The following is a 24,001-nucleotide window of genomic DNA, read 5'->3' on the forward strand; positions in this document are numbered from 1 at the left end:
CCGGAATTGCTTCCAGCGGGCTTTTTCTTTGTCCTTTAAACGAGGCTTATTCGGCGGTGTCGCCGTCAAAATCCTCAACCGTCTCGGGCGTATGCTCCATCACAGCGATCGGATCGTCACCAATCGCAGCTTCGGGGCCCTGTGCCAGTTCGGCTGCATGCTCTTCAGCAGCAGTCGCAGGCGCGATCAGGCTTTCCTGAAGCTTGCGATAGCTGGCACGAAGCGCGGCATCACGGCTGCTGGCAGCAACGCGGATGCGGTTCATGGCAGAACCCGTACCGGCCGGGATCAGACGACCGACGATCACATTTTCCTTAAGGCCGGTCAGGATGTCCTTCTTGCCTTCAACCGCCGCCTGCGTGAGCACGCGGGTGGTTTCCTGGAACGATGCGGCCGAGATGAAGCTGCGCGTCTGCAGGCTGGCCTTGGTGATGCCGAGCAACACGGGCTTGCCAACAGCGGGCTGCTGACCATCAGCAAGCTTCGCATTGATCGCGTCCATTTCTTCACGGTCGACCTGTTCACCGGCGAGCAGCGTGGTATCGCCGCCATCAGTGATTTCGACCTTCTGAAGCATCTGGCGAACGATCGTTTCGATGTGCTTGTCGTTGATCTTCACACCCTGCAATCGATAGACTTCCTGGATTTCCGCAACGAGATATTCGGCCAGAGCTTCAACACCCAGAACTTCCAGAATGTCATGCGGATCGGGCGATCCGGCGATCAGATTGTCACCCTTGCGGACGAAATCGCCTTCCTGCACGTCGAGCACCTTCGACTTGGGGATCAGATATTCAATCCGGTCGCCTTCCTCCGGCACAATCGCGATCTTGCGCTTTGCCTTATAGTCACGGACGAATTCGATCCGGCCCGACTGCTTGGCGATGATCGCATTGTCCTTCGGCTTGCGCGCTTCGAACAGTTCGGCAACGCGCGGCAGACCGCCGGTGATGTCGCGGGTTTTGGCCGATTCACGGGTAACACGGGCGAGAACGTCGCCTGCTTCGACCCGCTGGCCGTCCTCAACCGAGAGCATCGTGCCAACTGCGAGCAGATAACGAGCGGCTTCGCCGCTGTCATCGTCAAGCAGGGTAAGGCGCGGACGAAGGTCTTCCTTCTTGGCACGGGCTGCACCGCGATATTCGATCACGACGCGCTGGGCGATACCGGTCGCTTCGTCGGTCTGTTCGATCAGCGTCTTGCCGTCGAGCAGATCCTGGAACTTCACGATACCGGGCTTTTCGGTGATCAGCGGCATGGTGAACGGATCCCATTCAGCCAGGCGTTCGCCAACCTTCACCGCATCGCCTTCGGCAAAGTGCAGCGTCGCACCATAAGGCAGACGGTGCACTTCCATCTCACGGCCGTCCTTGTCGTTGATCACAAGTTCACCGCCGCGGGCCATGGCAACTCGACGACCGCGCTTGTCGACGATTGTCGGCAGTTCGCGATAGTTGACGAAACCGTCAGCCGAAGAATCGAGGTTCGACGTTTCGTTCAGCTGCGCCGCGCCACCGATGTGGAAGGTACGCATGGTCAGCTGCGTGCCCGGTTCACCGATCGATTGGGCAGCAATAACGCCGACTGCTTCGCCGATATTCACCGGTGTACCACGCGCCAGATCGCGGCCGTAGCAGGTACCGCAAACACCAACCTTCGATTCGCACACCAGCGGCGAGCGGATCTTGAGGGCTTGCAGTCCGATTTCCTCGATCGCGGTGATCGCGGCTTCGTCCAGCAGGGTGCCCGTCGGGAAGAGGATGTTGCCATCTGCGCCGACGATATCTTCTGCAGTGGTACGACCCAGAACGCGCTCACCGAGCGACGCGATGGTCGAACCACCCTGCACGATCGAGCGCATTTCCAGCGCACGTTCGGTACCGCAATCGATTTCGACGATGGTGCAATCCTGCGACACGTCGACAAGACGGCGGGTCAGGTAACCCGAGTTTGCGGTCTTCAGTGCGGTATCGGCAAGGCCCTTACGCGCACCATGGGTCGAGTTGAAATATTCAAGGACGGTCAGACCTTCCTTAAAGTTCGAGATGATCGGCGTTTCGATGATTTCGCCCGAAGGCTTTGCCATCAGGCCGCGCATCCCGCCCAGCTGCTTCATCTGCGCCGGCGAACCACGCGCACCGGAGTGCGACATCATGTAGATCGAGTTGATCTGTGCCTCGCGGCCATCCTCGTCCTTCGGCGTCGCCTTCAGCTTTTCCATCATGGCATTCGCCACCTGGTCACCGCAACGGCTCCAGGCGTCGATCACCTTGTTGTACTTTTCCTGCTGGGTGATCAGGCCGTCCTGATATTGCTGTTCGAAATCGGCCACAATCGCCTTGGTTTCTGCAACCAGACCATCCTTTTCTTCGGGGATGATCATGTCATCCTTGCCAAAGCTGATGCCGGCCTTGAACGCGTGACGGAAACCCAGTGCCATGATCGCGTCGGCGAAAAGGACTGTGTCCTTCTGGCCGGTGTGACGATAGACTTGGTCGATCACGTCGCCGATTTCCTTCTTGGTGAGAAGGCGGTTCACAACGTCGAACGGCACGGTGTGCGATTTCGGCAGGCATTCACCGATCAGCATACGGCCCGGGGTGGTTTCATAACGCACCATACGCTCGACACCATCTTCGCCCGTTTGCGGGACGCGGCTGGTGATCTTCGAGTGGAGCGTGACCGCACCCACTTCGAGCGCCTGGTGAACTTCGGCCATATCCGAAAGCAGCATGCCTTCACCGGGTTCGCCTTGGCGGTCCATCGACAGATAATAAAGACCCAGCACCATATCCTGCGAAGGAACGATGATCGGCTTACCGTTTGCGGGCGAGAGGATGTTGTTGGTCGACATCATCAGCACGCGCGCTTCCAGCTGGGCTTCAAGGCTCAGCGGAACGTGAACAGCCATCTGGTCGCCGTCAAAGTCGGCATTGAATGCCGAGCAGACCAGCGGGTGAAGCTGGATTGCCTTGCCTTCAATAAGGACAGGTTCGAAAGCCTGGATGCCCAAGCGGTGAAGCGTCGGCGCGCGGTTCAGCAGTACTGGATGCTCACGGATCACCTCGTCCAGGATGTCCCAGACTTCCTTGCGTTCCTTTTCAACCCACTTCTTCGCCTGCTTCAGGGTCATCGACAGACCCTTGGCGTCAAGGCGCGAATAGATGAACGGCTTGAACAGTTCGAGCGCCATCTTCTTGGGCAGGCCGCACTGATGCAGCTTGAGTTCGGGACCGGTCACGATGACCGAACGGCCCGAATAGTCGACGCGCTTGCCGAGCAGGTTCTGGCGGAAGCGGCCCTGCTTGCCCTTGAGCATGTCGGACAGCGACTTCAGCGGACGCTTGTTGGCGCCGGTGATGGTACGACCGCGACGGCCATTGTCGAACAAGGCGTCAACGGCTTCCTGCAACATGCGCTTCTCGTTGCGCACGATGATGTCCGGCGCGCGCAGTTCGATCAGGCGCTTCAGACGGTTGTTACGGTTGATCACGCGGCGATAGAGATCGTTCAGATCCGACGTCGCAAAACGGCCACCGTCGAGCGGCACCAGCGGGCGCAGTTCGGGGGGAATGACGGGGATGACGTCAAGGATCATCCATTCGGGGCGGTTGCCCGAATCGATGAAGCTTTCGACAACCTTGAGCCGCTTGATGATCTTCTTGGGCTTCAGTTCCGACTTTGTGGTCGCCAGCTCTTCCAGCAGATCGACCCGTTCCTGTTCAAGGTCGAGGTCCATCAGCATCTGCTTCACGGCCTCAGCACCGATGCCGGCAGTGAAGGCGTCTTCGCCATATTCATCCTGCGCGGTGAGCAGTTCGTCTTCCGTCAGAAGCTGGAACTTTTCGAGCGCGGTCAGGCCGGGTTCGGTGACGATATAGTTTTCGAAATACAGCACCCGCTCCAGCTGCTTCAGCTGCATGTCGAGCAGAAGGCCGATGCGCGAAGGCAGCGACTTCAGGAACCAGATATGCGCAACCGGCGCGGCCAGTTCGATATGGCCCATGCGTTCACGACGCACCTTGGTGACGGTAACTTCGACGCCGCATTTTTCGCAGACGACGCCCTTATACTTCATGCGCTTATACTTGCCGCACAGGCACTCATAGTCCTTTACGGGGCCGAAGATGCGCGCGCAGAAAAGGCCGTCACGCTCGGGCTTGAAGGTACGATAGTTGATCGTTTCCGGCTTCTTGATTTCGCCGAAAGACCAGCTGCGGATTTTCTCCGGGCTCGCGATCCCGATCTGGATCTGGTCAAAGGTTTCCGGCTTGGCGAGCGGATTGCTGAATTTGGTAAGATCGTTCATCTTTGTGTCCTCATGGAGCCATGCGGCTCCGGTAAATCATCCAAGGGGCGGGAAAGGGGCGGCACAATGGCCGCCCGGCTTCCTTATTCCGCTGCCTCCGGCAGATCGTCGTCCTCGCTGTCGTTCATGGATTTCAGATCGACATTGAGACCCAGCGAACGCATTTCCTTGACGAGAACGTTGAAGCTCTCCGGAATGCCGGCTTCGAAGGTATCGTCGCCCTTGACGATGGCTTCGTAAACCTTGGTGCGGCCGACAACGTCGTCCGATTTCACCGTCAGCATTTCCTGCAGCGTATAGGCTGCGCCATAGGCCTGCAGTGCCCAGACCTCCATTTCCCCGAAGCGCTGGCCACCGAACTGGGCCTTACCACCCAGCGGCTGCTGGGTAACGAGGCTGTAGGGACCGATCGACCGGGCGTGGATCTTGTCGTCGACCAAGTGGTGGAGCTTGAGCATATAGATATAGCCCACGGTCACCTTGCGGTCGAACTTGTCACCGGTGCGGCCGTCATACAGGTCGCTCTGGCCCGATGTATCAAGGCCGGCGCGCGACAGCATGTCGGCAACGTCGGATTCCTTGGCACCATCGAACACGGGCGTTCCCATCGGCACACCAAAGGTCAGATGCTCGGCCAACTCGACGATTTCGTCGTCCGAACGGTTCTTCACTTCGTCGGCATAGTTCGCGCCGTAAATGTCGGCCAGTCGTTCACGAACAGCCTCTGGCGGAGCGCCGGCAGCCGGATTCGGGTTGGCTGCACGCCATTCCTCAAGCGATGCCTCGATCTGTTTGCCAAGACCGCGTGCGGCCCAGCCCAGATGCGTTTCGAAAATCTGACCGACGTTCATGCGCGAAGGCACGCCCAGCGGGTTCAGAACGATATCGACCGGCGTACCATCAGCAAGGAAGGGCATATCTTCCTGCGGCAGGATGCGCGAGATGACACCCTTGTTACCGTGACGGCCTGCCATTTTGTCGCCCGGCTGCAGCTTGCGCTTCACCGCGACGAAGACCTTGACCATCTTGAGCACGCCCGGTGCGAGTTCGTCGCCCCGCTCTAGCTTTTCGCGGCGGTCTTCAAACTTTTCGACGATCAGCTTCACGGCGTCGTCATATTGCGCCTTGACCGCTTCGAGGTCGGCCTGGACCTTGTCGTCCACAACGCCGATTTTCCACCAGTCGTGGCGTTCGACTTCGGCAAGGTTACCCTCGTCGATCGTGTCGCCCTTCTTGATGCCCTTGGGGCCAGCCGCCACGACCTGCCCGATCAGCATGTCCTTCAGGCGGTTGTAGGTCGCACGGTTGAGGATTGAGCGTTCGTCTTCACGGTCCTTCGCAAGGCGTTCGATTTCCTCGCGTTCGATTGCCATCGCACGCTCGTCCTTGTCGATGCCATGGCGGTTGAAGACGCGAACCTCGACAACCGTTCCGGCAACACCCGGCGGCAGGCGGAGCGAGGTGTCACGCACATCGCTGGCCTTTTCACCGAAGATCGCGCGGAGCAGCTTTTCTTCGGGGGTCATCGGCGATTCACCCTTGGGGGTGATCTTGCCGACAAGGATGTCGCCCGGATGCACTTCGGCACCGATGTAGACGATGCCCGCTTCGTCGAGGCTGCGCAGCGCTTCCTCACCGACATTGGGGATGTCGCGGGTGATATCTTCAGGCCCAAGCTTGGTATCGCGGGCCATGACTTCAAACTCCTCGATATGGATCGAGGTAAAGACGTCGTCCTTCACGATGCGTTCGCTGATCAGGATGGAGTCTTCGTAATTGTAGCCATTCCAAGGCATGAACGCGGTAAGGCTGTTCTTGCCCAGTGCCAGTTCGCCCAGTTCGGTCGACGGGCCGTCGGCGATTATATCACCGGCGTGAATGACCGCACCCACCTTCACCAGAGGCTTTTGGTTGATGCAGGTATTCTGGTTTGAACGCTGGAATTTCTGAAGCGTGTAGATGTCAACGCCCGACTGGCCGGGTTCAACCTCGCCAGTGACGCGGACAACGATACGCGTTGCGTCAACCTGGTCGACCACGCCCGAACGGCGCGCTGCAATCGCAGCGCCCGAATCGCGCGCCACGGTTTCTTCCATGCCGGTGCCAACCAGCGGCGCCTCTGCACGGAGCAGCGGCACAGCCTGACGCTGCATGTTCGATCCCATCAGAGCGCGGTTGGCGTCATCGTTTTCCAGGAACGGGATGAGCGAGGCAGCAACCGAAACCAGCTGTTTCGGGCTGACGTCCATCAAGGTGATCTGTTCCTTGGGTGCCATCAGGAATTCACCCGCCTGGCGTGCCGAGATCAGATCTTCGAGCAGATTGCCCTCTTCGTCGATTTCGGCGTTGGCCTGCGCGATCGTGTGCTTGGCTTCTTCCATCGCCGAAAGATACACAACCTCAGGCGTTACCTTATTACCCTCAACCTTGCGGTAGGGGGTTTCGATAAAGCCATATTTGTTCACGCGGCTGAACGATGCAAGGCTGTTGATCAGACCGATGTTCGGGCCTTCCGGCGTTTCAATCGGGCAGATACGGCCATAGTGCGTCGGGTGGACGTCGCGGACTTCGAAGCCCGCACGTTCGCGCGTCAGACCACCGGGCCCAAGCGCCGAAACGCGGCGCTTGTGGGTGACTTCCGACAGCGGGTTGGTCTGGTCCATGAACTGCGACAGCTGCGAAGAACCGAAGAATTCGCGCACCGCAGCGACCGCAGGCTTCGCATTGATCAGGTCGTTCGGCATCACCGTCGACACATCAACCGAGCTCATGCGCTCCTTGACCGCACGCTCCATGCGCAACAGGCCAACGCGATACTGGTTTTCAAGCAATTCGCCGACCGAACGGACACGACGGTTACCAAGATTGTCGATATCGTCGATTTCGCCCTTGCCGTCCTTGAGGTTCACCAGCTCCTTGACGACAGCGAGGATATCCTCGGTGCGCAGGGTGGTCAGGCTGTCATCGGCATCAAGGCCAAGGCGCATGTTGAGCTTTACGCGGCCAACCGCCGACAGGTCATAACGGTCGGGATCGAAGAACAGGCCGGCGAACAGAGCTTCGGCGGTTTCGCGGGTCGGCGGCTCGCCGGGGCGCATAACGCGATAGATCGCATCGAGGCCCATGTCGCGGTTCTCGGCCTTGTCAGCCTTCAGCGTGTTGCGCATCCAGGCGCCGGTGATGACATGATCAATATCGAGCAGTTCGAGGCTGTCGATCCCGGCCTTGTCGAGCGCTTCGAGATTTTCGGCGGTGATTTCATCGCCTGCCTCGACATAGATGCGGCCAGTCTTGTCGTCGACCAGATCGAACGCCGAATAGCGGCCAAAGATTTCCTCGGTCGGGATCAGCAGATCGGTGAGGCCATCCTTGACTGCCTTGTTGGCAGCACGCGGGGTGACCTTCTGGCCAGCGGGGAATACGACTTCGCCGCTATTTGCATCAACGATGTCGAATGTCGGCTTTGACGCGCGCCATTGCTCAGCATTGAACGGAATTTTCCAGCCGCCCTTGGCGCGTGCGAAAACAACGCGGTCGTAGAAATGGTTGAGGATTTCCTCGGCATTGAGGCCGAGCGAATAGAGCAATGTCGTCACCGGCAGCTTGCGCTTGCGGTCAATACGGACATTGACGATGTCCTTCGCGTCGAATTCGAAATCGAGCCACGAACCGCGATAGGGAATGACGCGCGCGGCAAAGAGATATTTGCCCGACGCATGAGTCTTGCCACGGTCATGATCGAACAGCACGCCCGGCGAACGGTGCATCTGCGACACGATCACGCGCTCGGTACCGTTGATGAAGAAGGTGCCGTTTTGCGTCATGAGCGGCATTTCGCCCATGTAAACGTCCTGCTCCTTGATATCGAGAACCGAACGCGCTTCGGTTTCAGGATCAACTTCAAAGACGATCAGGCGGAGCGTGACCTTCATCTGCGCCGAATAGGTAATTCCGCGCTGGCGGCATTCCTCGACGTCATATTTCGGCTCTTCAAGCTCGTAATTGACGAAATCGAGTTCGCAGGTGCCGGCGAAATCGCGGATCGGGAAAACACTGCGCAGGGTCTTTTCCAGACCAGACACATAGCCGATCGAGGGATCCGACCGCAGGAACTGCTCATAGCTTTCGCGCTGAACCTCGATCAGGTTCGGCATGTCGATCACTTCGTGAATGTCGCCGAAAATCTTGCGAATGCGCTTTTGGCGCGAGAGGGCGGTGGATGCGCCCAGCGATGCGGTAACCGCTGCTTTAGCCATGTGGTTTGCTCAGCCTTGTCTAGATCAAATATATGAGCGCGAAGGGCCCGACAACGAAAAGGCCGCATGGTACCACCCCGATGATTCCCGAGATAACCAGCAGCCTTAGCGCGTCAGAAAACCAGATCTTTCAATTCGTTAGAGGCAATGCGCGTTTTGCCCCGATCCCGAAAGTTCTGGTGGATGTGCAACGGTATACGGAAAGGGCAGCTTCCGGTCAAGCATGGCGCCGGTGCAGGTCAGCCGAAGGGAAGTTTTGCTACCAACCGCTCCATGGCCTCCGCCGCCTTTTGGGCGGCCCGCAGCAAATTGGTGTGGAAATCATCGCTGCTTGCGCCGTCCGCATCATCGGTCACGGCCTTGATTGCCGCCCAGCGCAGCCCCAGCGCCTCTGCCGCCTGTGCGACAGCTGCGACTTCCATATCGACAAGTTGGACCCCTAGCCGCGCAGCCAACGCCTCGGCGGTTTCGGGACATTCCAGAAAGACGTCGCCGCTGGCGATCGAAGCATGCGGCAGGCCAAGACCGGGATCAGCTATTGCGGCAAAGGCCTGGTCACGGGCATCGCCCATGGGCCAATCGCCTGCGCGATAATGGACGAAGCCGGCCGATTGGCGCGCGCCATAATCATGCTGGATCGCGCGGTGGATCCAGAAAAAATCCCCCGCAATCGGCGCAATCCGCCCGCAAGTGCCGGTCATCGCGACAAGCGCGGTATCGGCCTTAGCGTAGCGGCCGACGGCAAGTGCCGCATTCACCTTGCCTAGCCCGCAGGTGATGATCTTCACATGCACCCCGCCCTGATCGACGATCCGGGCAGGCATAGCTTCACCCTCAACAATCCTTCCCTCACCAGGCCGGAAAGCATCGGCTTCTTCGGGAAGTGCGGCAAGGAGGAGGATGTGCTTGCACCCGTTCTGCAAGCGAGGGGAGATAACGGTCAATGCCCGTCAAACCCGATAAGCGCAGTCGGTTCGACCCCCGCAGCGCGCAGTTTTTCTGCGCCGCCCAATTCGGGCAGATCGACGATGAAGAGCGCCTGATCAACCACGCCGCCGGCGCGGCGGATCAGTTCGATACCGGCCAGCGCGGTGCCGCCTGTCGCGATCAGATCATCAACCAGCAATATCTTTTGCCCCGGCAACACCTGACCGGTGTGGAGTTCGATGCGGTCGCTGCCATATTCAAGCTGATAGTCGATCCCGATTTTCTCACCGGGCAGCTTGCCGGGTTTGCGCAGCATCAATTTGCCAAGGCCGAGCGCATAGGAAAGCCCCGCCGCGACGATGAATCCCCGCGCCTCAATGCCCGCAATCAGCCGTGTATCAGGCGCGACCAAGGCGGCGAGCCGGTCGATCGTCATCTGGAAGCCCTTGCCGTCGAGCAACAATGTCGAGACATCGCGAAACAATATGCCCGGCTTTGGATAATCGGGAATGGTGCGGATAAGCACAGCAAGATCGGCATTTTCGGTCATGGTTGCTCAATGCCGCGACCATAAGGAAAGCGCAAAGAAAAAGGGCGGCCCCAAAGGACCGCCCTTCCCTTCTCCCCCGTCGGGGAAAAGTCGATTACTTAAGTTCGACAGTACCGCCGGCAGCGACGATCTTGCCCTTGATGTCTTCAGCTTCAGCCTTCGAAACGCCTTCCTTGATCGCCTTCGGAGCCGACTCAACAAGAGCCTTGGCTTCGGTCAGGCCGAGGCTGGTGATCGCACGGACTTCCTTGATGACAGCAATCTTGTTGCCGCCGTCGCCGGTCAGGATCACGTCAAATTCGGTCTGCTCTTCAGCAGCCGGAGCAGCAGCGGCAGCAGGAGCTGCAACAGCAACAGCAGCGGCAGCCGAAACGCCCCATGCTTCTTCGAGGGCCTTGGCAAGGTCAGCAGCTTCCAGAACGGTCAGCTTGCTCAGTTCTTCAACCAGCTTTGCGATATCAGCCATTTCAATAACACTCCAATTTCTATGCAATACTAGCCACGCGATCGCTCGCCGCGCGGTGATGTTGATTCAAAAAATTATGCGGCTTCCTTGGCAGCGTAAGCGCCAAAAACGCGAGCCAGCTTGCCAGCGGGCGCAACAACAACCTGGGCGATCTTGGTAGCCGGGGCCTGTACAAGGCCGATCAGCGTAGCGCGCAGTTCGTCGAGCGACGGCATAGAAGCCAGCGACTTGACACCTTCGACGTCCAGAACGGTTTCGCCCATCGCACCGCCGACAATTTCAAGTTTGTCGTTGGTCTTGGCAAATTCGACGGCAACCTTGGCGGCTGCTACCGGATCGGCCGATGTGGCGATCGCAGTCGGGCCGGTCAGCAAATCGCTGAGCGACTCATACTGCGTGTCTGAAAGTGCGATCTTGGCAAGGCGGTTCTTGGCGACCTTGTAGCTGGCACCAGCTTCACGCATTTTCAAACGAAGGTCGGTCGACTGTGCGACGGTCAGACCCAGATTACGGGTGACCACGACAACCGCGGCTTCGTTAAAAGTTGCATTCAGCGCAGCAACCGCATCGGTCTTTTCAGAACGGTTCATGCATTACTCCAATCACAGGGTCTTCCCGAAAGAAAACCCGACACGAATAGCGAAGCGCCGCTGTTGACGGCGATCCGCAAGCTTGGTCCGTGGGGAAGGTCATGCCCGCGAAAACGCGGCAAAAGGCACCAGAGTGCCATGAATGAGTCTATCCCCGTCTAGGCTGGAAATTAAGAAGGGCATATTCCCTTCACCAACTGTCTCGGACGGTGACGTGGAGGGCGAACCCTCCGGTCGGCGCTGGCCATTAGCAGCTATCGACCGAGAGTCAAGGCGCGAGCAGCGCCAAACCCAGCCCGAGAGCTGCGCAGGCGAGCAGCGTGACGATGATTCCGCGCTTCATCCAGAACAGCAGCGCAGCGGCAAGCAGCCCGATTCCGAGCGCTGAAACATTGATCGTTTCCCATATCGGCCACCAGATCCAGCCCTGGATCGCTCCAACGCCCCCTTCAAGCCGGCCGACCGTTCCAAAGAGCACATGTAGCGCAAACCATAGGGACAGGTTGGCAATCACACCCACAACCGCTGCGGTGATCGCGGCAAGGCTGCCTTGCAGCCAGGCAATGTTACGCAGCCGCTCCATCAATGGAGCAAGTGCAAAAATCCAGAGGAAGCAGGGGGCAAAGGTGACCCAGGTGGTCAGCCCCGCAGCCAGCAGCCCTGCAGTCCATGGACCGAGAGGTTCCGGCGCGCGGAAACCGGCGAGGAAGCCGACAAATTGCGTGACAAGGATCAGCGGCCCCGGCGTAGTTTCAGCAAGGCCAAGGCCATCAGCCATCTCGCCCGCGCTCAGCCAGCCAAAACCCGTCACCGCTTCCTGCGCCATATAGGCAAGCACGGCATAGGCTCCGCCAAAGGTGACAATCGCAAGCTGGGAGAAAAAGGCGCCGATCTTCCAAAGAATGTGATCTTGCCCCAGCGTCAGCGCGATGACGATCATCGGCGCGGCCCAGATGGCGCCCCAGACGAAAAGGGTTTTGAGCAAAGGGCCAAGCCAGCCCGCACCGGTTTTACCTGCAACAGTTTGGGCGCAAAGTGATGCGCCGGTGACATTCAAGCCGACCCATGCCGGCGCTTTCCAAGCCATGATCGCGCCGACAATCGCAGCGCCTGCAATCAGCAAAGGAAAGGGGATATGCAGCACGAACAGCGCGACAAATGCAATGACGGCCAGCCCGCGTTTGGCCGGCGTGGTGAGGGCCTTGCCTGCAATCCGAATCAATGCCTGCACGACAATCGCGAGCACCGCGGCCTTGATCCCGAAAAACAGACCCTGCAGCCAGTCAACGCTCATAGCCATAACGTAAAGCGCGGACAGCCCCAGCATCACAAACGCACCGGGAACGAGGAAAAGCAGCCCCGCGAGCAAACCACCGGCAACGCCGTGCAGCCGCCAGCCTATCCAGGCTGCCAATTGCTGCGCCTCTGGCCCTGGCAACAAATGGCAGAGATTGAGTGCTTGCAGATATTCGTCTTCGTCCACCCACTGGCGGCGTTCGACGACTTCCTCATGCATCAGCGCGATCTGGCCGGCGGGCCCGCCAAAGCTGATGAAGCCAATCTTGCCGAAAAGGCGGGCGAGATCACCCAGCGAAATGTTATGCTGTGCCGTCACAAGCCAAGCTCCTATATTCCGCCGCGGCGGGTAAGGTCTTGCAACGCTTGAGCCTTGTGGCTTGACCGGGGGGTCGCGTCGCCCCGATCCGTTTCTTTTATCGCGGCGTTATTGCCGTGGCAAGATTGAGCGCGGCATTGGCCAGTTGTTCGGCCTCGCGCTTTTCCCGGGCCTGGACCACGCCATCGGCCTTTACAGCCATTTCGGTCCAGCTGTCCCGGGCGACGATATGGCGCATCCTGACATTTTCGAGGATGGCTCCATCGGCAGCGAGCTGTGCCTCCCGGGCCCGTTCGCGGTAGAATTCGGCGGTCGGCATGCTCGTTCCTTTCCTAGCGCCTGCGCGCGTTGCGGGGCCCGGGTCCAACCCCGGGCGTGCGTTCACGGAAAATGATCCGGCCCTTGCTCAGGTCATAGGGCGTCATTTCCACATGCACGCGGTCGCCCACGACGGAGCGGATGCGGAATTTCCGCATCTTCCCCGCCGTGTAAGCGATGATCCGGTGATCATTTTCCAGCATCACGCCAAAGCGTCCGTCTGGATAAATTTCGTCGATCACCCCTTCGAGCGTCAGCAGCTCTTCTTTGGCCAAGATCAGTCGGCCGCCGAAATGTTGACAGCTGATTTCTTGCCGTCACGTCCGGCTTCGACTTCATAGTTCAGGCGCTGTTCTTTGTTCAGCGTCGACATGCCAGCCGCCATCACTGCAGTGATGTGGACGAAGCTGTCATCGCCGCCGCCATCAGGAGCGATAAAGCCATAGCCTTTTTCGGTATTGAAGAATTTTACGGTGCCTACGGGCATGGGGTCGTTCCTTTCACGAAACTATTGTCCGCGCGGCAACAGCGCCGCACGGGTGAGCCAGGGTCGTGTGAGAAAAGACGTTGCGCGTGCCAGACCTGTCCATTGGACCGGGCCCGAATTACACCACAAATTTCCGTCGCGTTCGACGATAGCATTTATGCTGTAGCAGATAAGCGCCCGATTGGCAAACAGCCTTGCAGCGCTGGCCTCTCTACTCCATAAGTAGAGAATGCTATCGCAGAAAACCCGTTACACCATCCGCGCGCTGATGCACCTTGCGGACCGTTATCAGCAGGGGCTGGTTCCGCTGACGGAAATTGCGGAGGCGCAGAATATTCCCGCCAAATTCCTGACTGTGATCTTATCGGAAATGAGCCGCGCAGGGATCGTCGTTTCACAACGTGGGCGCGATGGTGGCTATGAACTGGCGTTGCCGCCGGTCGATATCAGCTATGGGGACATCATCCGCCTCAGCCGCGGTTCGCTCGCGCTTGTACCCTGCGCCAGCCGCTTCGCGCACGAAAAATGCAAGAACTGCCTCGAAGAAAATGAGTGCCGACTGCGCGCGCTGATGTTGCAAGTGCGCGACGAAACCGCCGCGGTGCTCGACCGGATCACGCTTGCCGACAAGGTCAGCGTCGATGCCCTCGCTGACGCCTGATTTCCAGCCCAACATTCTGCCTGACAAAAGTTTCGCTTGGTCGACGCAAAGACAAAATTGAATTGTCAACCTTTGCGGTTGACTATAGCCATCGACTCGTCCTTGAACAGGAGAGCGACATGCCAAAAGCCGCCACCGACCGTGACCCCGGCCCGCCGGGGAAAAACACGTCAGCCGCCATGCAGGCAGTGACCGACGCGTTGGAGCGGCTGAAATATGGCGCGATCAACCTCACCGTCCATGAAGGCCGGCTGGTGCAGATCGACGTCACGGAGCGGCAACGCTTTTCAAACCAAGGCACTTTCAAAGACCGATAAACCTGAACTTCACCCGGCTTCGGCCGGATGCAGACCGGACGACCGGATGCATTTCTTTTCCCGCCAAAGGATAAGCCATGCACCGACCTACAAAGACATCAACTGCCCTCATCGCCCTAATCTGGGCTTCCTTATATTCCTACACTGCCTCGGCCGAAAATTTGGCAACGACCGGCAGTTCAGAACCAGTCGGCGAAATAATGGGCGGCACGGCTGGCTCAAATGCGCAAGACGGCGAGGAAGCGAGCCGAGGCGACGTCATCATCGTTACTGCCCGCCGTCGTCAGGAAACTGCACAGGAAGTCCCGCTCGCTATCTCGGTCATTCGGGGTGACAGCATTGAATCGACGGGCAACTTCAACGTTGTCAAGCTGCAGCAGCTTGCCCCGACGCTTCAAGTCTATACCTCCAATCCGCGGAACACGGCAGTGAACATTCGCGGCCTCGGCGTGCCTTATGGGCTCACCAGTGACGGCTTCGAACAGGGCGTCGGCATCTATGTCGACGATGTTTACAATGCCCGCGTCGCCGCCGCGACTTTCGATTTCCTCGATGTCGAACAGGTCGAAGTGCTCCGGGGACCACAAGGCACCCTCTATGGCAAAAATACGACCGCTGGCGCGATCAACATCACAACCAACCAGCCCACGTTCGATTTCGAAGGCCGGGCAGAGGTGACCTTAGGCAACCTGAATTTCAGACAGGCCAAGGCAGCGATCTCTGGGCCGTTATCGGACAAGGTTGCCGCCCGCATCGCAGTGGCCACGACCAGCCGCCGTGGCACGATCTTCAATGTCCGCAGCGATCGTTATATCAACGAGCAGGACAATCTCGGTCTTCGTGGAACGTTATTGTTCCAGCCGAACGACGATGTCAGCATCACTTTGTCGGGCGATTATAGCAAGCAGAACCCGGAATGCTGCGGCACCGTATTCGTCCGTGTGGGGCGCACGCAACGCGCCCTTGCGCGGCAATATGAAGCGCTGGCAGCAGCGCAAGGATATAATGTCGTCAGCCGCAATCCCTTCGACCGGCTCACCGACATTGATGCCAGCCTGAATGCAGGCAACAAGATCGGCGGTGCGTCGGCAAAGGTCAAATGGGATGTCGGCCCCGGCACATTCACCTCGATCAGCGCTTGGCGTTTCTGGGACTGGAAACCAGAGAATGACCGCGATTTCACTGCGCTGTCGATCGTTGCAAAGTCGCAGAACCCCTCGCAACAGGACCAGTATAGCCAAGAATTCCGCTACAACTATTCGGGCGACGCAATCGACTTTGTGATTGGCGCATTTGGCTTCAAGCAGCGGATCGACACACAAGGCATCGAACAGCAAGGCGTCAACGCCAGCCGCTGGAACCTGACTGGCGCTCTGGCAAGCAACCCGGCTGTCCTGAACGGACTGACCGCATCGAACACCCAATATCTAAAGAGCACAAGCGCTGCGCTGTTCGGGCAGTTAAGCTGGAAACTCACGGACTCATTTACGATCCAGCCCGGCGTTCGCGTCAACTATGACAAGAAGGAAGGTTTTTATCAGCGACGGGTTGTCGACGGGGTGGGCGTCGAAATTTCCTGTTTCAACCCGGCACCGCCAGCAGGATCGATCAGGGCGGCGCAATGCGGGGTTTACCAGCCCCAATTGAGCGCTCCCTCGGTGAAGGACTGGAACTTCAGTTATGACCTGAATCTCAATTACAAGCTCGCCGAAGATGTGCTCGCTTACGCGACCTATGCCAAGAGTTTCAAAACGGTCGGCATCAATCAGAACGGCCTTCCAACCGATGCCGCAGGCAATCCCATTCTGGCAGCAGGCGTGATCAAGCCCGAATCGGTCAACCATTTCGAGGCCGGCATCAAAACCCAGTTTTGGGACCGGAAAGCGACTTTCAACCTCGCGGCGTTCCGCACTGACATAAAAAACTATCAGGCGACGGTGACCAATGGTCAGTTGGGCGTGTTGCGTGGCTATCTCGCCAATGCAGGCAAAGTCCGTTCGCAAGGCCTTGAGGTTGACCTTAAAATCCGGCCGAGCGACCGTTTCAGCGCCTATGCCAATGCTGCTTACACAGATGCGAAATATGCCCGCTTTGTTGATGCTCCATGCCCACCGGAACTTGCAGGCGGCACTATCGCAACGGCAGCAAACCCGCCGAGCCCTCCGGGAACAGCAGGCGGATTCAGCCCAGCTAACTGTGACATTTCCGGCCAGCGGCTTCCTGGCGTATCGAAACTGGCCATATCCTATGGCGCCGAAGTCAACACATCTGTGACCGCACTCGCCACAGAAGGTCAGCTCTATGTAGGCTTCGACGGCAATTACCGTTCCGGCTTCTCATCCAACCCGTCGCCATCAATCTACACCAATATCAAAGGCTATGCGCTGTCCAACTATCGCGTCGGCTTCCGTTCCGACAAATTCGAGCTTTATGGCTGGGTCAGGAATGTGTTCGACGTCAACTATTTCGAACTGCTTCAGGTCGCGCCGAGCAATGTCGGGCTTGTTGCGGGCCAACTTGGCGATCCGCGAACCTTCGGCGGCACGGTGAAATTAAGTTTCTGACGATGTGTCGGCGAAACTGTTTCTATGGTCCCGGCGGTAAAGCAAAGCTTGCTTGGCCAAAACAATTTACAAAGGCGATAGCTATGGTCGATCGCTCCGAGTCCGTTTATTACGCTACGACAAAAGCCGGCAGGGTGAAAATCAGATGATTGAGTTCATAACCAACCTCGACTGGTCGGCAATCGCACCTTTCATCGCGATCGGCTTTGCCGCGCAGCTGATTGATGGCGCGCTCGGCATGGCCTTTGGCGTGATCTGTTCAACCCTGCTGGTCAGCGTGATGGGGGTACCGCCGGCACGGGCCTCTGCGGGCGTCCATTTCGTCGAAATGTTCACCACTGGCGCATCGGGGATCAGCCATGTGCTGCACAAGAATGTCGACTGGAAACTATTTGCGCGCATCGCCATCCCCGGCGTGATTGGCGGCGGGCTTGGTGCGGTGGCGATATCCTATATCCATGCCGAAGCGGCCCGACCGGCGGTCATGCTCTATCTGACCTGCATCGGTTTCTACCTTCTCTACAAGGCGCTGACCTTTGGTCAGGAACATCGCCCCCGCGATCCGAAAATCACGGCGCCCTTAGGTCTGGTTGGTGGCTTCCTTGATGCGTCAGGCGGCGGCGGATGGGGCCCTGTGGTAACATCAAACCTGCTCATCCAGGGCAGCGATCCGCGCAAGACAATCGGCACGGTAAACACCGCCGAATTTTTCCTGACCGTCGCGATCTCGGTGATCTTTACCGCTACACTCGGTTTTGAAGCTTTCACCATGGTGACCGGCGGGTTGCTGCTGGGCGGATTGATGGCAGCACCGCTTGGCGCCTGGGTTGCAAAGCGGATCCAGCCCCGCAAGCTGCTCTTTGCAGTCAGCGTCGTGTTGATCGCCACCAGCCTGTTCAGCCTTTACAAGGCACTGAGCTAATCATGCCAGCGCGCGCTTGCAATTGAGCGCGCGATAGGCTTTCTCCCGGCGCGGGGGAAAGATCATGCCATTGGCCTATACCGGATATGACTGGGCGGTGCTCGCGCTCTATGTCGGCTTGCTCGCCCTCGCCGCCTGGTGGTCGACGCGCAACCCGGCAAAAGCCGACGATTATTTCCTTGCCGGCCACCATGCCCCGGCCTGGCTGGTCGCTGTTTCAGCGCTATCTACAATGCAATCGGCGGCGACCTTTCTGGGCGCGCCAGACAACAGCTTTCGCGGCAATTGGAGCTATTTGGCGAGCAATTTTGCCGCCATCATTGCCGCCGTCTTTGTCGCGCGGCTGCTAATCCCGCGCTATTATGCCCTAGGCGTCACCACCGTCTACGAATTGCTGGAGACCCGCTTTGACGCGACTGCAAGGCGCGCAGCGGCCGGCATGTATCTGGTCGGCCGCATCCTTGCCAGCGGGGCACGGCTTTATCTGGCGGCCATTGCCGTATCGATGATCATCTTTCTGGATGTAGAGCCGCAGCACATCATGATTGCCGCAACGCTGCTCGTCCTGTTCGGGATCGTTTTCACCCTGTTCGGCGGTCTGAATGCGGTAATCTGGAGCGATCTGGTGCAGGTCGTGCTTTATGTCGGCGGCGCGCTGATCGTGCTGGTGCTGCTTTGGAACAGCATCCCTGCCCCTGCTGCCGAAATCTGGAGCGCGCTGAGCGACCCGCCCGGCGGCGGTGACAAGTTGCAGATGTTCGATTGGTCGTTGGACTTTTCCAAACCCTTTACCGTCTGGGCAATCCTGACCGGGCTTGTTCTGCTCAACATCGGCAATGCCGGGCTGGATCAGGATACCAGCCAGCGATTCCTGGCCTGTGCCGACGCGCAGCAGGGCAAGCGCGCGCTCTATTGGTCGATGTGGATGACCATTCCTGTCGTCGCATTGTTCATGAGCATCGGTTCACTGCTCTACATCTTCTACGAACGGCCCGATCTGATGGGCAATGGCGCGACGGCAATGCAGGGCTTTTCGGGTGAGAAGATCACCATCTTCATGTCCTATATCCTGTCTGAAATCCCGCCCGGGGTGCGCGGCCTGATCACCGTCGGCGTGATCGCGGCAGCGGCCATCAATTCAGGGCTGATATCGATGTCAGCGGTGCTGGTGAGCGATTTCTATCGTCCATGGAAGGAAGCGCGGGGCGCGCAGGTCCCGGAGCATCATTATGTCAATGCCGGGCGCATCGGCATCGTGCTGCTCGCCTTCGCGCTGCTCGCCATGTCGGTGCTCTGCTTTTACTGGCAACGCTATACCGACATGCCGCTGCTCGAATTTGTTCTGGGCGTGATGACCTTTGCCTATTCGGGCCTGTTGGGCGTCTACGCGACCGTGCTGTTTACCCGGCGGGGATCAACGCAATCAGTCATCGCAGCGCTGGCAACCGGCTTTGTCGCCATCCTGCTGCAACAACATTATGTGGTCGACAGCCTTGGCCTGCCGGCGGCGATGAAGACCCTCGCCTTTCCATGGCAGTTGTGCATCGGGGCGGGGCTGGCCTTTTTGGTGTGCATCGCGGGGCGCCCCCACCCTCAGCGGTAAATCAGATAGCGCGCGCGCATTTCGCCAAAGCCGGCCAATCTGGCCTGCCATTGCTGCTGGATACTCTCAACATCCTGACCGGCCAAAATGCCTTTGCGAACGGCATCGGTGCCGGCAAGCAGGTCGAAAAAGGCAGGTTCACCTGCGCCGAACTGAAACTGGCCGGGATATAGATCATGCACCGCCTTCACCAGCGCAACCCCGGTGCGGAACGGCATGAATGTGCGCCGATCGGTCGGGATCACCCAGACACCATGGCAGGCCTGCCCGGCAAATTTGGAGAAGGTCGGGGTGAAGGACACCGGCTTGAACGCGACCCCCGGCAGGCCCGCCGCATTCATCCTTTCGGCCAGCGCCGCGCCGTCGATAAAGGGGGCGCCAATATATTCGAATGGCTTGGCACTGCCGCGCCCCTCGGAAATATTGGTGCCTTCGAACAAGGCAGCACCCGGATAGACCGAAGCGGTTTTGGGCGAGGGCATATTGGGCGAAGGCGGCACCCAAGGCAGGTCCCACGCAAAATAGGGATGCATCGCCCGCGTCCAGCCGCGCATAGCGATCACGCGCAGCCGGGTGCGCAGCTTTTCTTCCCCCACAAACATCCGTGCCAGCTCGCCCAGCGTCATGCCGTGGCGGACAGGCATCGCAAAGCTGCCGACGAAAGAGGTGAAGGTCGGTTCAAGAACTGGCCCTTCGATCATCACCCCGCCCTGCGGATTGGGCCGATCCAGCACGATCACCTCTACACCCTCCCTTTCCGCCGCACGCAGCATGTATAAAAGGGTGGAAGAATAAGTGTAAAAGCGGGTCCCGACATCCTGAAGATCGACCAGCATCACATCGATCCCAGCCATCATTTCAGGCGTCGCTATTTTGGTTTCGCCATAGAGGCTGTGGATCGGCAATCCGGTTCCGGCATCAACCCCCGATGCCACCTTCTCCCCCGCCTGCGCCTCGCCGCGCACGCCATGTTCGGGGCTGAACAATGCGACCAGCGCGAATCCGCTTTGGGCACGCAGCAGATCGACGCTGCTAATGCCCTTGCGATCGACACCGGTCTGATTGGTCAGCAGCGCAACCCGTTTCCCCTGCAGCAAATCCAGCCGCTCGGTCAGCAGCACTTCAATGCCGGGGGTGATATGCTGGATGGGGACTTTTGCTACAAAAGCGGGATCAGCGGCATAAGCGTTCAAAGGCAATGCAATGGCAAGCAGTGCTGCGAAGGCGTGCCGATAATGCATCCTCACCCGATAGCGAAAATCGAATAGACCGGGCCTGTTCGTGTCTGTTCCCCGGTGCCAACGGCAATGACATTGTTCAGCCATTGGTAACGGGGATCCCCGCATTCCAATCGCGCCACTATGGCAAGCGAATATTCGGACGGGTCCAGCAGTTCGCCTTTGCCAAAGCGCGCCATTGCCTCAGGCTCGGCCAGAAAACGCCCCTGATAGGTGAGATATATCAGCGCACCGTCGTCGCTTTGCAGCGTCAGGCGTACGTCAATCACCATCACGCCATCGGCGCGGTTGATCACCCAGTCATTGCCGCCGGGCAACACAGTTCCATTCAGCCGGTCGCCAGAAAAAGTTCCGCCCGTGACCGGCGCAATCCGGCGTAATCCGGACGGCGTCTTCCCGATGCTGACCATCGCGGCAAAATCCACTGTCAGACTTAGGGTAACAAGCGGGCTATGTTTCAATATTGTCATTGCGGCATCGCTATCATGGCGGCACATGGGGTGCAAAGGGAGAGTATAATGGATGATCTGATCGCACGCCGGCCCGGCCCTTCGGTACAGCAAGTGTTCGAAACGGACCAGAACCCGGCACCTGCCATCATGTGTGAGGAATCCCCTGCCGTCGGGCAAAGCACAGCCGACATTTCCATCGAGCGCTATTTTTCAAAGGAATGGCATGATCGGGAAGTGGAGAAGGTGTGGCGCAAGACATGGCAGCTTGCCTGCCGGGTTGAACATATTCCCAATGTTGGCGACCATATCGTCTATGATATCGTCCATGACTCGCTGATTGTCGTGCGCACCGGACCGCAGGAAATTCGCGCCTATGTCAATTCATGCCTCCACCGCGGCACATTGCTGCGCACAGAGGGCGGTTGCGTCAAACAGTTCCGCTGCCCGTTCCATGGGTGGACGTGGAAGCTTGATGGGTCGCTGTCGGTCATTCCCGGCCAATGGGATTTTCCGCATGTCGACAAGGCTGCGATGAACCTGCCCGAAGCAAAGGTCGGTACTTGGGGCGGCTTTGTCTTCGTCAATTTCGATCCGGATTGCGAGCCGCTCGACAGCTATCTGGAAAATCTGCCGGAGCATTTCGCGGCATTCAATCTGGAAGACCGCTATGTCGCAGCCCATGTGGCCAAGATCATGCCGTGCAACTGGAAACTGGCGATGGAAGCCTTTGTCGAGGCCTATCATGTGCCCTTCGCACATGGACAAGTGCTCAGCTATTATGGCGACAGCAACACCCAATATGATGTCTGGCCGGGCGTTCGCCATGTCAGCCGGATGATCAGCGTGCAGGGCGTCGCCAGCCCATCCAAGCCGGCAACCACTGCCGCGCAGACCATCGAAGAGATGCGCCGCGACGTGCCATTTTTTGCCGGCAAACCCATTGAAGTGGCAGAGGGCGAAACCGCGCGGGCGAAACTGGCTGAACGCGCCAGAGAGCGAATTTCCCGCTCGATCGGGCGGGATATGTCCCAACTTTCCGATACCGAATCGCTCGACCTGATCGAATATATGCTGTTCCCCAATATGGTGCCCTGGGGCGGGCAGGCATTGCCCATCACTTATCGTTTCCGTCCCAATGGCGACGATCCCGAAAGCTCGGTCATGGAAATCATGTTTCTGTTTTCAAAGGCACCCGATGGCAGCCATCCCGAACCGGCTAAAATGACGATGCTCGGCCTCGACCAAAAATGGGCGGACGCCCCTGAACTGGGCTCGGCCGCCATGGTTGCAGATCAGGATACCGACAATCTGATGCGCATCCAGCGCGGCCTTCGCGCATCCAAAAAACCTGGCGTTACGTTGGCGCGCTATCAGGAAAGCCGCATCCGCCATTATCACGAAACGCTCGACGCCTATATGGCGCGATAAGCGGGCAAAGAAAAAGGGCCGGGGTTTCCCCCAGCCCTTTTGCATTCTCGAAAATCGAGGCGATTATGCGCCAGCGACGTCGGCGATGTCGACCTTCAGGCCGGGGCCCATGGTCGAGCTGACGGCGATCTTGCGGACATATTTGCCCTTCGACCCCGACGGCTTCGCTTTGATCACAGCATCAACCAGTGCGTCGAAATTCTTGCGCAGGTCGGCGTCAGAGAAGCTCTTCTTGCCAATGCCGCTGTGGATGATGCCCTGCTTTTCAACGCGGAATTCAACCTGACCAGCCTTGGCCGCTGTCACAGCAGCAGCAACATCCATGGTCACAGTGCCCAGCTTCGGGTTCGGCATCAGGCCCTTCGGACCCAGCGTCTTACCCAAGCGGCCAACGATGCCCATCATGTCGGGCGTCGCGATCACGCGGTCATAAGCAAGATTGCCGGCCAGCATGTCTTCCATCAGGTCTTCGGCACCCACCTTGTCGGCGCCAGCCGCGGTTGCAGCCTCGGCCTTGTCGCCACGGGCGAACACGGCAACGCGCATGTCCTTGCCGGTACCGGCGGGAAGCGAAACCATGCCACGAACCATCTGGTCTGCGTGACGCGGATCAACGCCAAGGTTCAGCGCGACTTCGATCGTCTCGTCAAACTTGGCAGTCGCCAGTTCCTTGATGGTCTTCAGCGCTTCGTCAACGCCGTACAGCTTTTCAGCGTCAAGGGCTGCAAGCGTCTTTGCCTTTTTGGTCAGCTTTGCCATGATCTTAGCCCTCCACCACTTCGAGGCCCATGGCCGTAGCCGAACCTGCGATGATCTTGACCGCGGCGTCCATGTCGTTCGCGTTCAGATCCTTCATCTTCAGCGTAGCAACTTCTTCCAGCTGCGCGCGCGTGATCTTGCCGGCAGAAACCTTGCCGGGCTCTTTCGAACCCGATTTCAGGCCGAGCACCTTCTTGATCAGATAGGTCGCCGGGGGCGACTTCATGATGAAGGTGAAGCTCTTGTCGGAGAATACGGTGATCTTGGTCGGAATCGGCGTGCCCTTTTCCATGTCGCCGGTGGCGGCATTGAACTGCTTGCAGAATTCCATGATGTTCACGCCGCGCTGACCCAGAGCAGGGCCGATCGGCGGTGAGGGAGTGGCTGAGCCGGCAGGAACCTGCAAGCCGATATAGCCGTCAATTTTCTTGGCCATGATGGCCTCCTTTCATTCTTTCCCCGCCTTGGCCCGAACGGGCGAAGGAAGGTCAAATTAAGCGGTCAAACAGGCAACCGAAGCCACCCTCCCGCACGGGAAT

20 protein-coding genes are annotated in these 24,001 nt (G+C 58.7%); 6 read left to right on the forward strand and 14 right to left on the reverse strand.

Annotation, left to right across the window (positions count from 1 at the left end):
• Nucleotides 1-46 precede the first annotated feature (46 nt).
• From rpoC to RSE16_01455, 10 genes are all read right to left on the reverse strand, one after another.
• Nucleotides 47-4,309 (reverse strand): DNA-directed RNA polymerase subunit beta', encoded by a 4,263-nt coding sequence (gene rpoC / locus RSE16_01410; protein WRH76157.1) that lies wholly within the window; start codon nt 4,307-4,309, stop codon nt 47-49.
• An 83-nt stretch (nt 4,310-4,392) separates the two neighbouring features.
• Nucleotides 4,393-8,565, reverse strand: coding sequence for a DNA-directed RNA polymerase subunit beta (rpoB, locus tag RSE16_01415; GenBank protein ID WRH76158.1), 4,173 nt, complete (start codon nt 8,563-8,565; stop codon nt 4,393-4,395).
• Between the two features lie 239 nt (nt 8,566-8,804).
• A complete protein-coding gene (locus RSE16_01420; protein ID WRH76159.1) occupies nt 8,805-9,509 on the reverse strand; it encodes a purine phosphorylase in 705 nt (234 codons plus the stop codon).
• Nucleotides 9,506-10,042 (reverse strand): adenine phosphoribosyltransferase, encoded by a 537-nt coding sequence (locus tag RSE16_01425; protein WRH76160.1) that lies wholly within the window; start codon nt 10,040-10,042, stop codon nt 9,506-9,508. The genes RSE16_01420 and RSE16_01425 overlap by 4 nt, the downstream gene beginning before the upstream one ends.
• Before the next feature lie 94 nt (nt 10,043-10,136).
• Nucleotides 10,137-10,508: a 50S ribosomal protein L7/L12 gene (rplL, locus tag RSE16_01430; GenBank protein ID WRH76161.1), complete on the reverse strand. Its 372-nt coding sequence runs from the start codon at nt 10,506-10,508 to the stop codon at nt 10,137-10,139.
• Nucleotides 10,509-10,582: 74 nt separating this feature from the next.
• Nucleotides 10,583-11,098, reverse strand: a complete 516-nt coding sequence (rplJ, locus tag RSE16_01435) for a 50S ribosomal protein L10 (protein ID WRH76162.1) — start codon at nt 11,096-11,098, stop codon at nt 10,583-10,585.
• 268 nt (nt 11,099-11,366) lie between these two features.
• The gene (gene chrA / locus RSE16_01440) at nt 11,367-12,713 is read right to left on the reverse strand and encodes a chromate efflux transporter (GenBank protein WRH76163.1); all 1,347 of its coding nucleotides are present in this window, start codon (nt 12,711-12,713) and stop codon (nt 11,367-11,369) included.
• Between the two features lie 97 nt (nt 12,714-12,810).
• Entirely contained in the window at nt 12,811-13,032 is a 222-nt protein-coding gene (locus RSE16_01445) for a hypothetical protein (protein ID WRH76164.1), read from the reverse strand.
• Between the two features lie 13 nt (nt 13,033-13,045).
• Complete coding sequence (gene infA / locus RSE16_01450) at nt 13,046-13,306, reverse strand: translation initiation factor IF-1 (GenBank protein ID WRH76165.1); 261 nt, start codon at nt 13,304-13,306, stop codon at nt 13,046-13,048.
• Nucleotides 13,307-13,308: 2 nt separating this feature from the next.
• Nucleotides 13,309-13,518, reverse strand: a complete 210-nt coding sequence (locus tag RSE16_01455; protein ID WRH76166.1) for a cold-shock protein — start codon at nt 13,516-13,518, stop codon at nt 13,309-13,311.
• A 229-nt stretch (nt 13,519-13,747) separates the two neighbouring features.
• Here RSE16_01455 and RSE16_01460 point away from each other — a divergent pair, with 229 nt between their 5' ends.
• From RSE16_01460 to RSE16_01480, 5 genes are all read left to right on the forward strand, one after another.
• Nucleotides 13,748-14,179: an Rrf2 family transcriptional regulator gene (locus RSE16_01460; GenBank protein WRH76167.1), complete on the forward strand. Its 432-nt coding sequence runs from the start codon at nt 13,748-13,750 to the stop codon at nt 14,177-14,179.
• 119 nt (nt 14,180-14,298) lie between these two features.
• Nucleotides 14,299-14,496 (forward strand): YezD family protein, encoded by a 198-nt coding sequence (locus RSE16_01465; GenBank protein ID WRH76168.1) that lies wholly within the window; start codon nt 14,299-14,301, stop codon nt 14,494-14,496.
• Between the two features lie 200 nt (nt 14,497-14,696).
• On the forward strand, nt 14,697-17,060 hold the full coding sequence (locus tag RSE16_01470) for a TonB-dependent receptor (GenBank protein WRH76169.1): 2,364 nt from the start codon (nt 14,697-14,699) through the stop codon (nt 17,058-17,060).
• A 145-nt stretch (nt 17,061-17,205) separates the two neighbouring features.
• Nucleotides 17,206-17,982, forward strand: coding sequence for a sulfite exporter TauE/SafE family protein (locus RSE16_01475; protein WRH76170.1), 777 nt, complete (start codon nt 17,206-17,208; stop codon nt 17,980-17,982).
• Between the two features lie 64 nt (nt 17,983-18,046).
• The gene (locus RSE16_01480) at nt 18,047-19,585 is read left to right on the forward strand and encodes a sodium:solute symporter (protein WRH76171.1); all 1,539 of its coding nucleotides are present in this window, start codon (nt 18,047-18,049) and stop codon (nt 19,583-19,585) included.
• Here RSE16_01480 and RSE16_01485 read toward each other — a convergent pair.
• Nucleotides 19,576-20,826 (reverse strand): DUF1343 domain-containing protein, encoded by a 1,251-nt coding sequence (locus RSE16_01485; protein ID WRH76172.1) that lies wholly within the window; start codon nt 20,824-20,826, stop codon nt 19,576-19,578. The two genes, RSE16_01480 and RSE16_01485, sit on opposite strands and share 10 nt — an antisense overlap.
• Nucleotides 20,827-20,828: 2 nt before the next feature.
• Entirely contained in the window at nt 20,829-21,293 is a 465-nt protein-coding gene (locus tag RSE16_01490; protein ID WRH76173.1) for a DUF3237 domain-containing protein, read from the reverse strand.
• 48 nt (nt 21,294-21,341) lie between these two features.
• Here RSE16_01490 and RSE16_01495 point away from each other — a divergent pair, with 48 nt between their 5' ends.
• Nucleotides 21,342-22,703 carry an aromatic ring-hydroxylating dioxygenase subunit alpha gene (locus RSE16_01495; protein WRH76174.1) on the forward strand — a complete coding sequence of 454 codons (1,362 nt, stop codon included), beginning with the start codon at nt 21,342-21,344 and terminating at the stop codon, nt 22,701-22,703.
• 63 nt (nt 22,704-22,766) lie between these two features.
• On the opposite strand, the gene rplA is transcribed toward RSE16_01495, so the two are convergent.
• Complete coding sequence (rplA, locus tag RSE16_01500; GenBank protein ID WRH76175.1) at nt 22,767-23,462, reverse strand: 50S ribosomal protein L1; 696 nt, start codon at nt 23,460-23,462, stop codon at nt 22,767-22,769.
• Between the two features lie 4 nt (nt 23,463-23,466).
• Nucleotides 23,467-23,898: a 50S ribosomal protein L11 gene (gene rplK, locus RSE16_01505; protein ID WRH76176.1), complete on the reverse strand. Its 432-nt coding sequence runs from the start codon at nt 23,896-23,898 to the stop codon at nt 23,467-23,469.
• Nucleotides 23,899-24,001: the final 103 nt, after the last annotated feature.

It is taken from the genome of Sphingobium sp. (assembly GCA_035196065.1).
GTDB classification, from domain to species: Bacteria; Pseudomonadota; Alphaproteobacteria; order Sphingomonadales; family Sphingomonadaceae; genus Sphingorhabdus_B; species Sphingorhabdus_B rara.

Excerpts from the sequence above, each read along its gene's own strand:
- rpoC (WRH76157.1), bottom strand. The coding sequence starts at position 4,309 with ATGAACGATCTTACCAAATTCAGCAATCCGCTCGCCAAGCCGGAAACC.
- rpoB (WRH76158.1), bottom strand. The coding sequence starts at position 8,565 with ATGGCTAAAGCAGCGGTTACCGCATCGCTGGGCGCATCCACCGCCCTC.
- RSE16_01425 (WRH76160.1), bottom strand. The coding sequence starts at position 10,042 with ATGACCGAAAATGCCGATCTTGCTGTGCTTATCCGCACCATTCCCGAT.
- rplL (WRH76161.1), bottom strand. The coding sequence starts at position 10,508 with ATGGCTGATATCGCAAAGCTGGTTGAAGAACTGAGCAAGCTGACCGTT.
- rplJ (WRH76162.1), bottom strand. The coding sequence starts at position 11,098 with ATGAACCGTTCTGAAAAGACCGATGCGGTTGCTGCGCTGAATGCAACT.
- RSE16_01445 (WRH76164.1), bottom strand. The coding sequence starts at position 13,032 with ATGCCGACCGCCGAATTCTACCGCGAACGGGCCCGGGAGGCACAGCTC.
- RSE16_01455 (WRH76166.1), bottom strand. The coding sequence starts at position 13,518 with ATGCCCGTAGGCACCGTAAAATTCTTCAATACCGAAAAAGGCTATGGC.
- RSE16_01460 (WRH76167.1), top strand. The coding sequence starts at position 13,748 with ATGCTATCGCAGAAAACCCGTTACACCATCCGCGCGCTGATGCACCTT.
- RSE16_01465 (WRH76168.1), top strand. The coding sequence starts at position 14,299 with ATGCCAAAAGCCGCCACCGACCGTGACCCCGGCCCGCCGGGGAAAAAC.
- RSE16_01470 (WRH76169.1), top strand. The coding sequence starts at position 14,697 with ATGGGCGGCACGGCTGGCTCAAATGCGCAAGACGGCGAGGAAGCGAGC.
- RSE16_01475 (WRH76170.1), top strand. The coding sequence starts at position 17,206 with ATGATTGAGTTCATAACCAACCTCGACTGGTCGGCAATCGCACCTTTC.
- RSE16_01480 (WRH76171.1), top strand. The coding sequence starts at position 18,047 with ATGCCATTGGCCTATACCGGATATGACTGGGCGGTGCTCGCGCTCTAT.
- RSE16_01485 (WRH76172.1), bottom strand. The coding sequence starts at position 20,826 with ATGCATTATCGGCACGCCTTCGCAGCACTGCTTGCCATTGCATTGCCT.
- RSE16_01490 (WRH76173.1), bottom strand. The coding sequence starts at position 21,293 with ATGACAATATTGAAACATAGCCCGCTTGTTACCCTAAGTCTGACAGTG.
- RSE16_01495 (WRH76174.1), top strand. The coding sequence starts at position 21,342 with ATGGATGATCTGATCGCACGCCGGCCCGGCCCTTCGGTACAGCAAGTG.
- rplA (WRH76175.1), bottom strand. The coding sequence starts at position 23,462 with ATGGCAAAGCTGACCAAAAAGGCAAAGACGCTTGCAGCCCTTGACGCT.
- rplK (WRH76176.1), bottom strand. The coding sequence starts at position 23,898 with ATGGCCAAGAAAATTGACGGCTATATCGGCTTGCAGGTTCCTGCCGGC.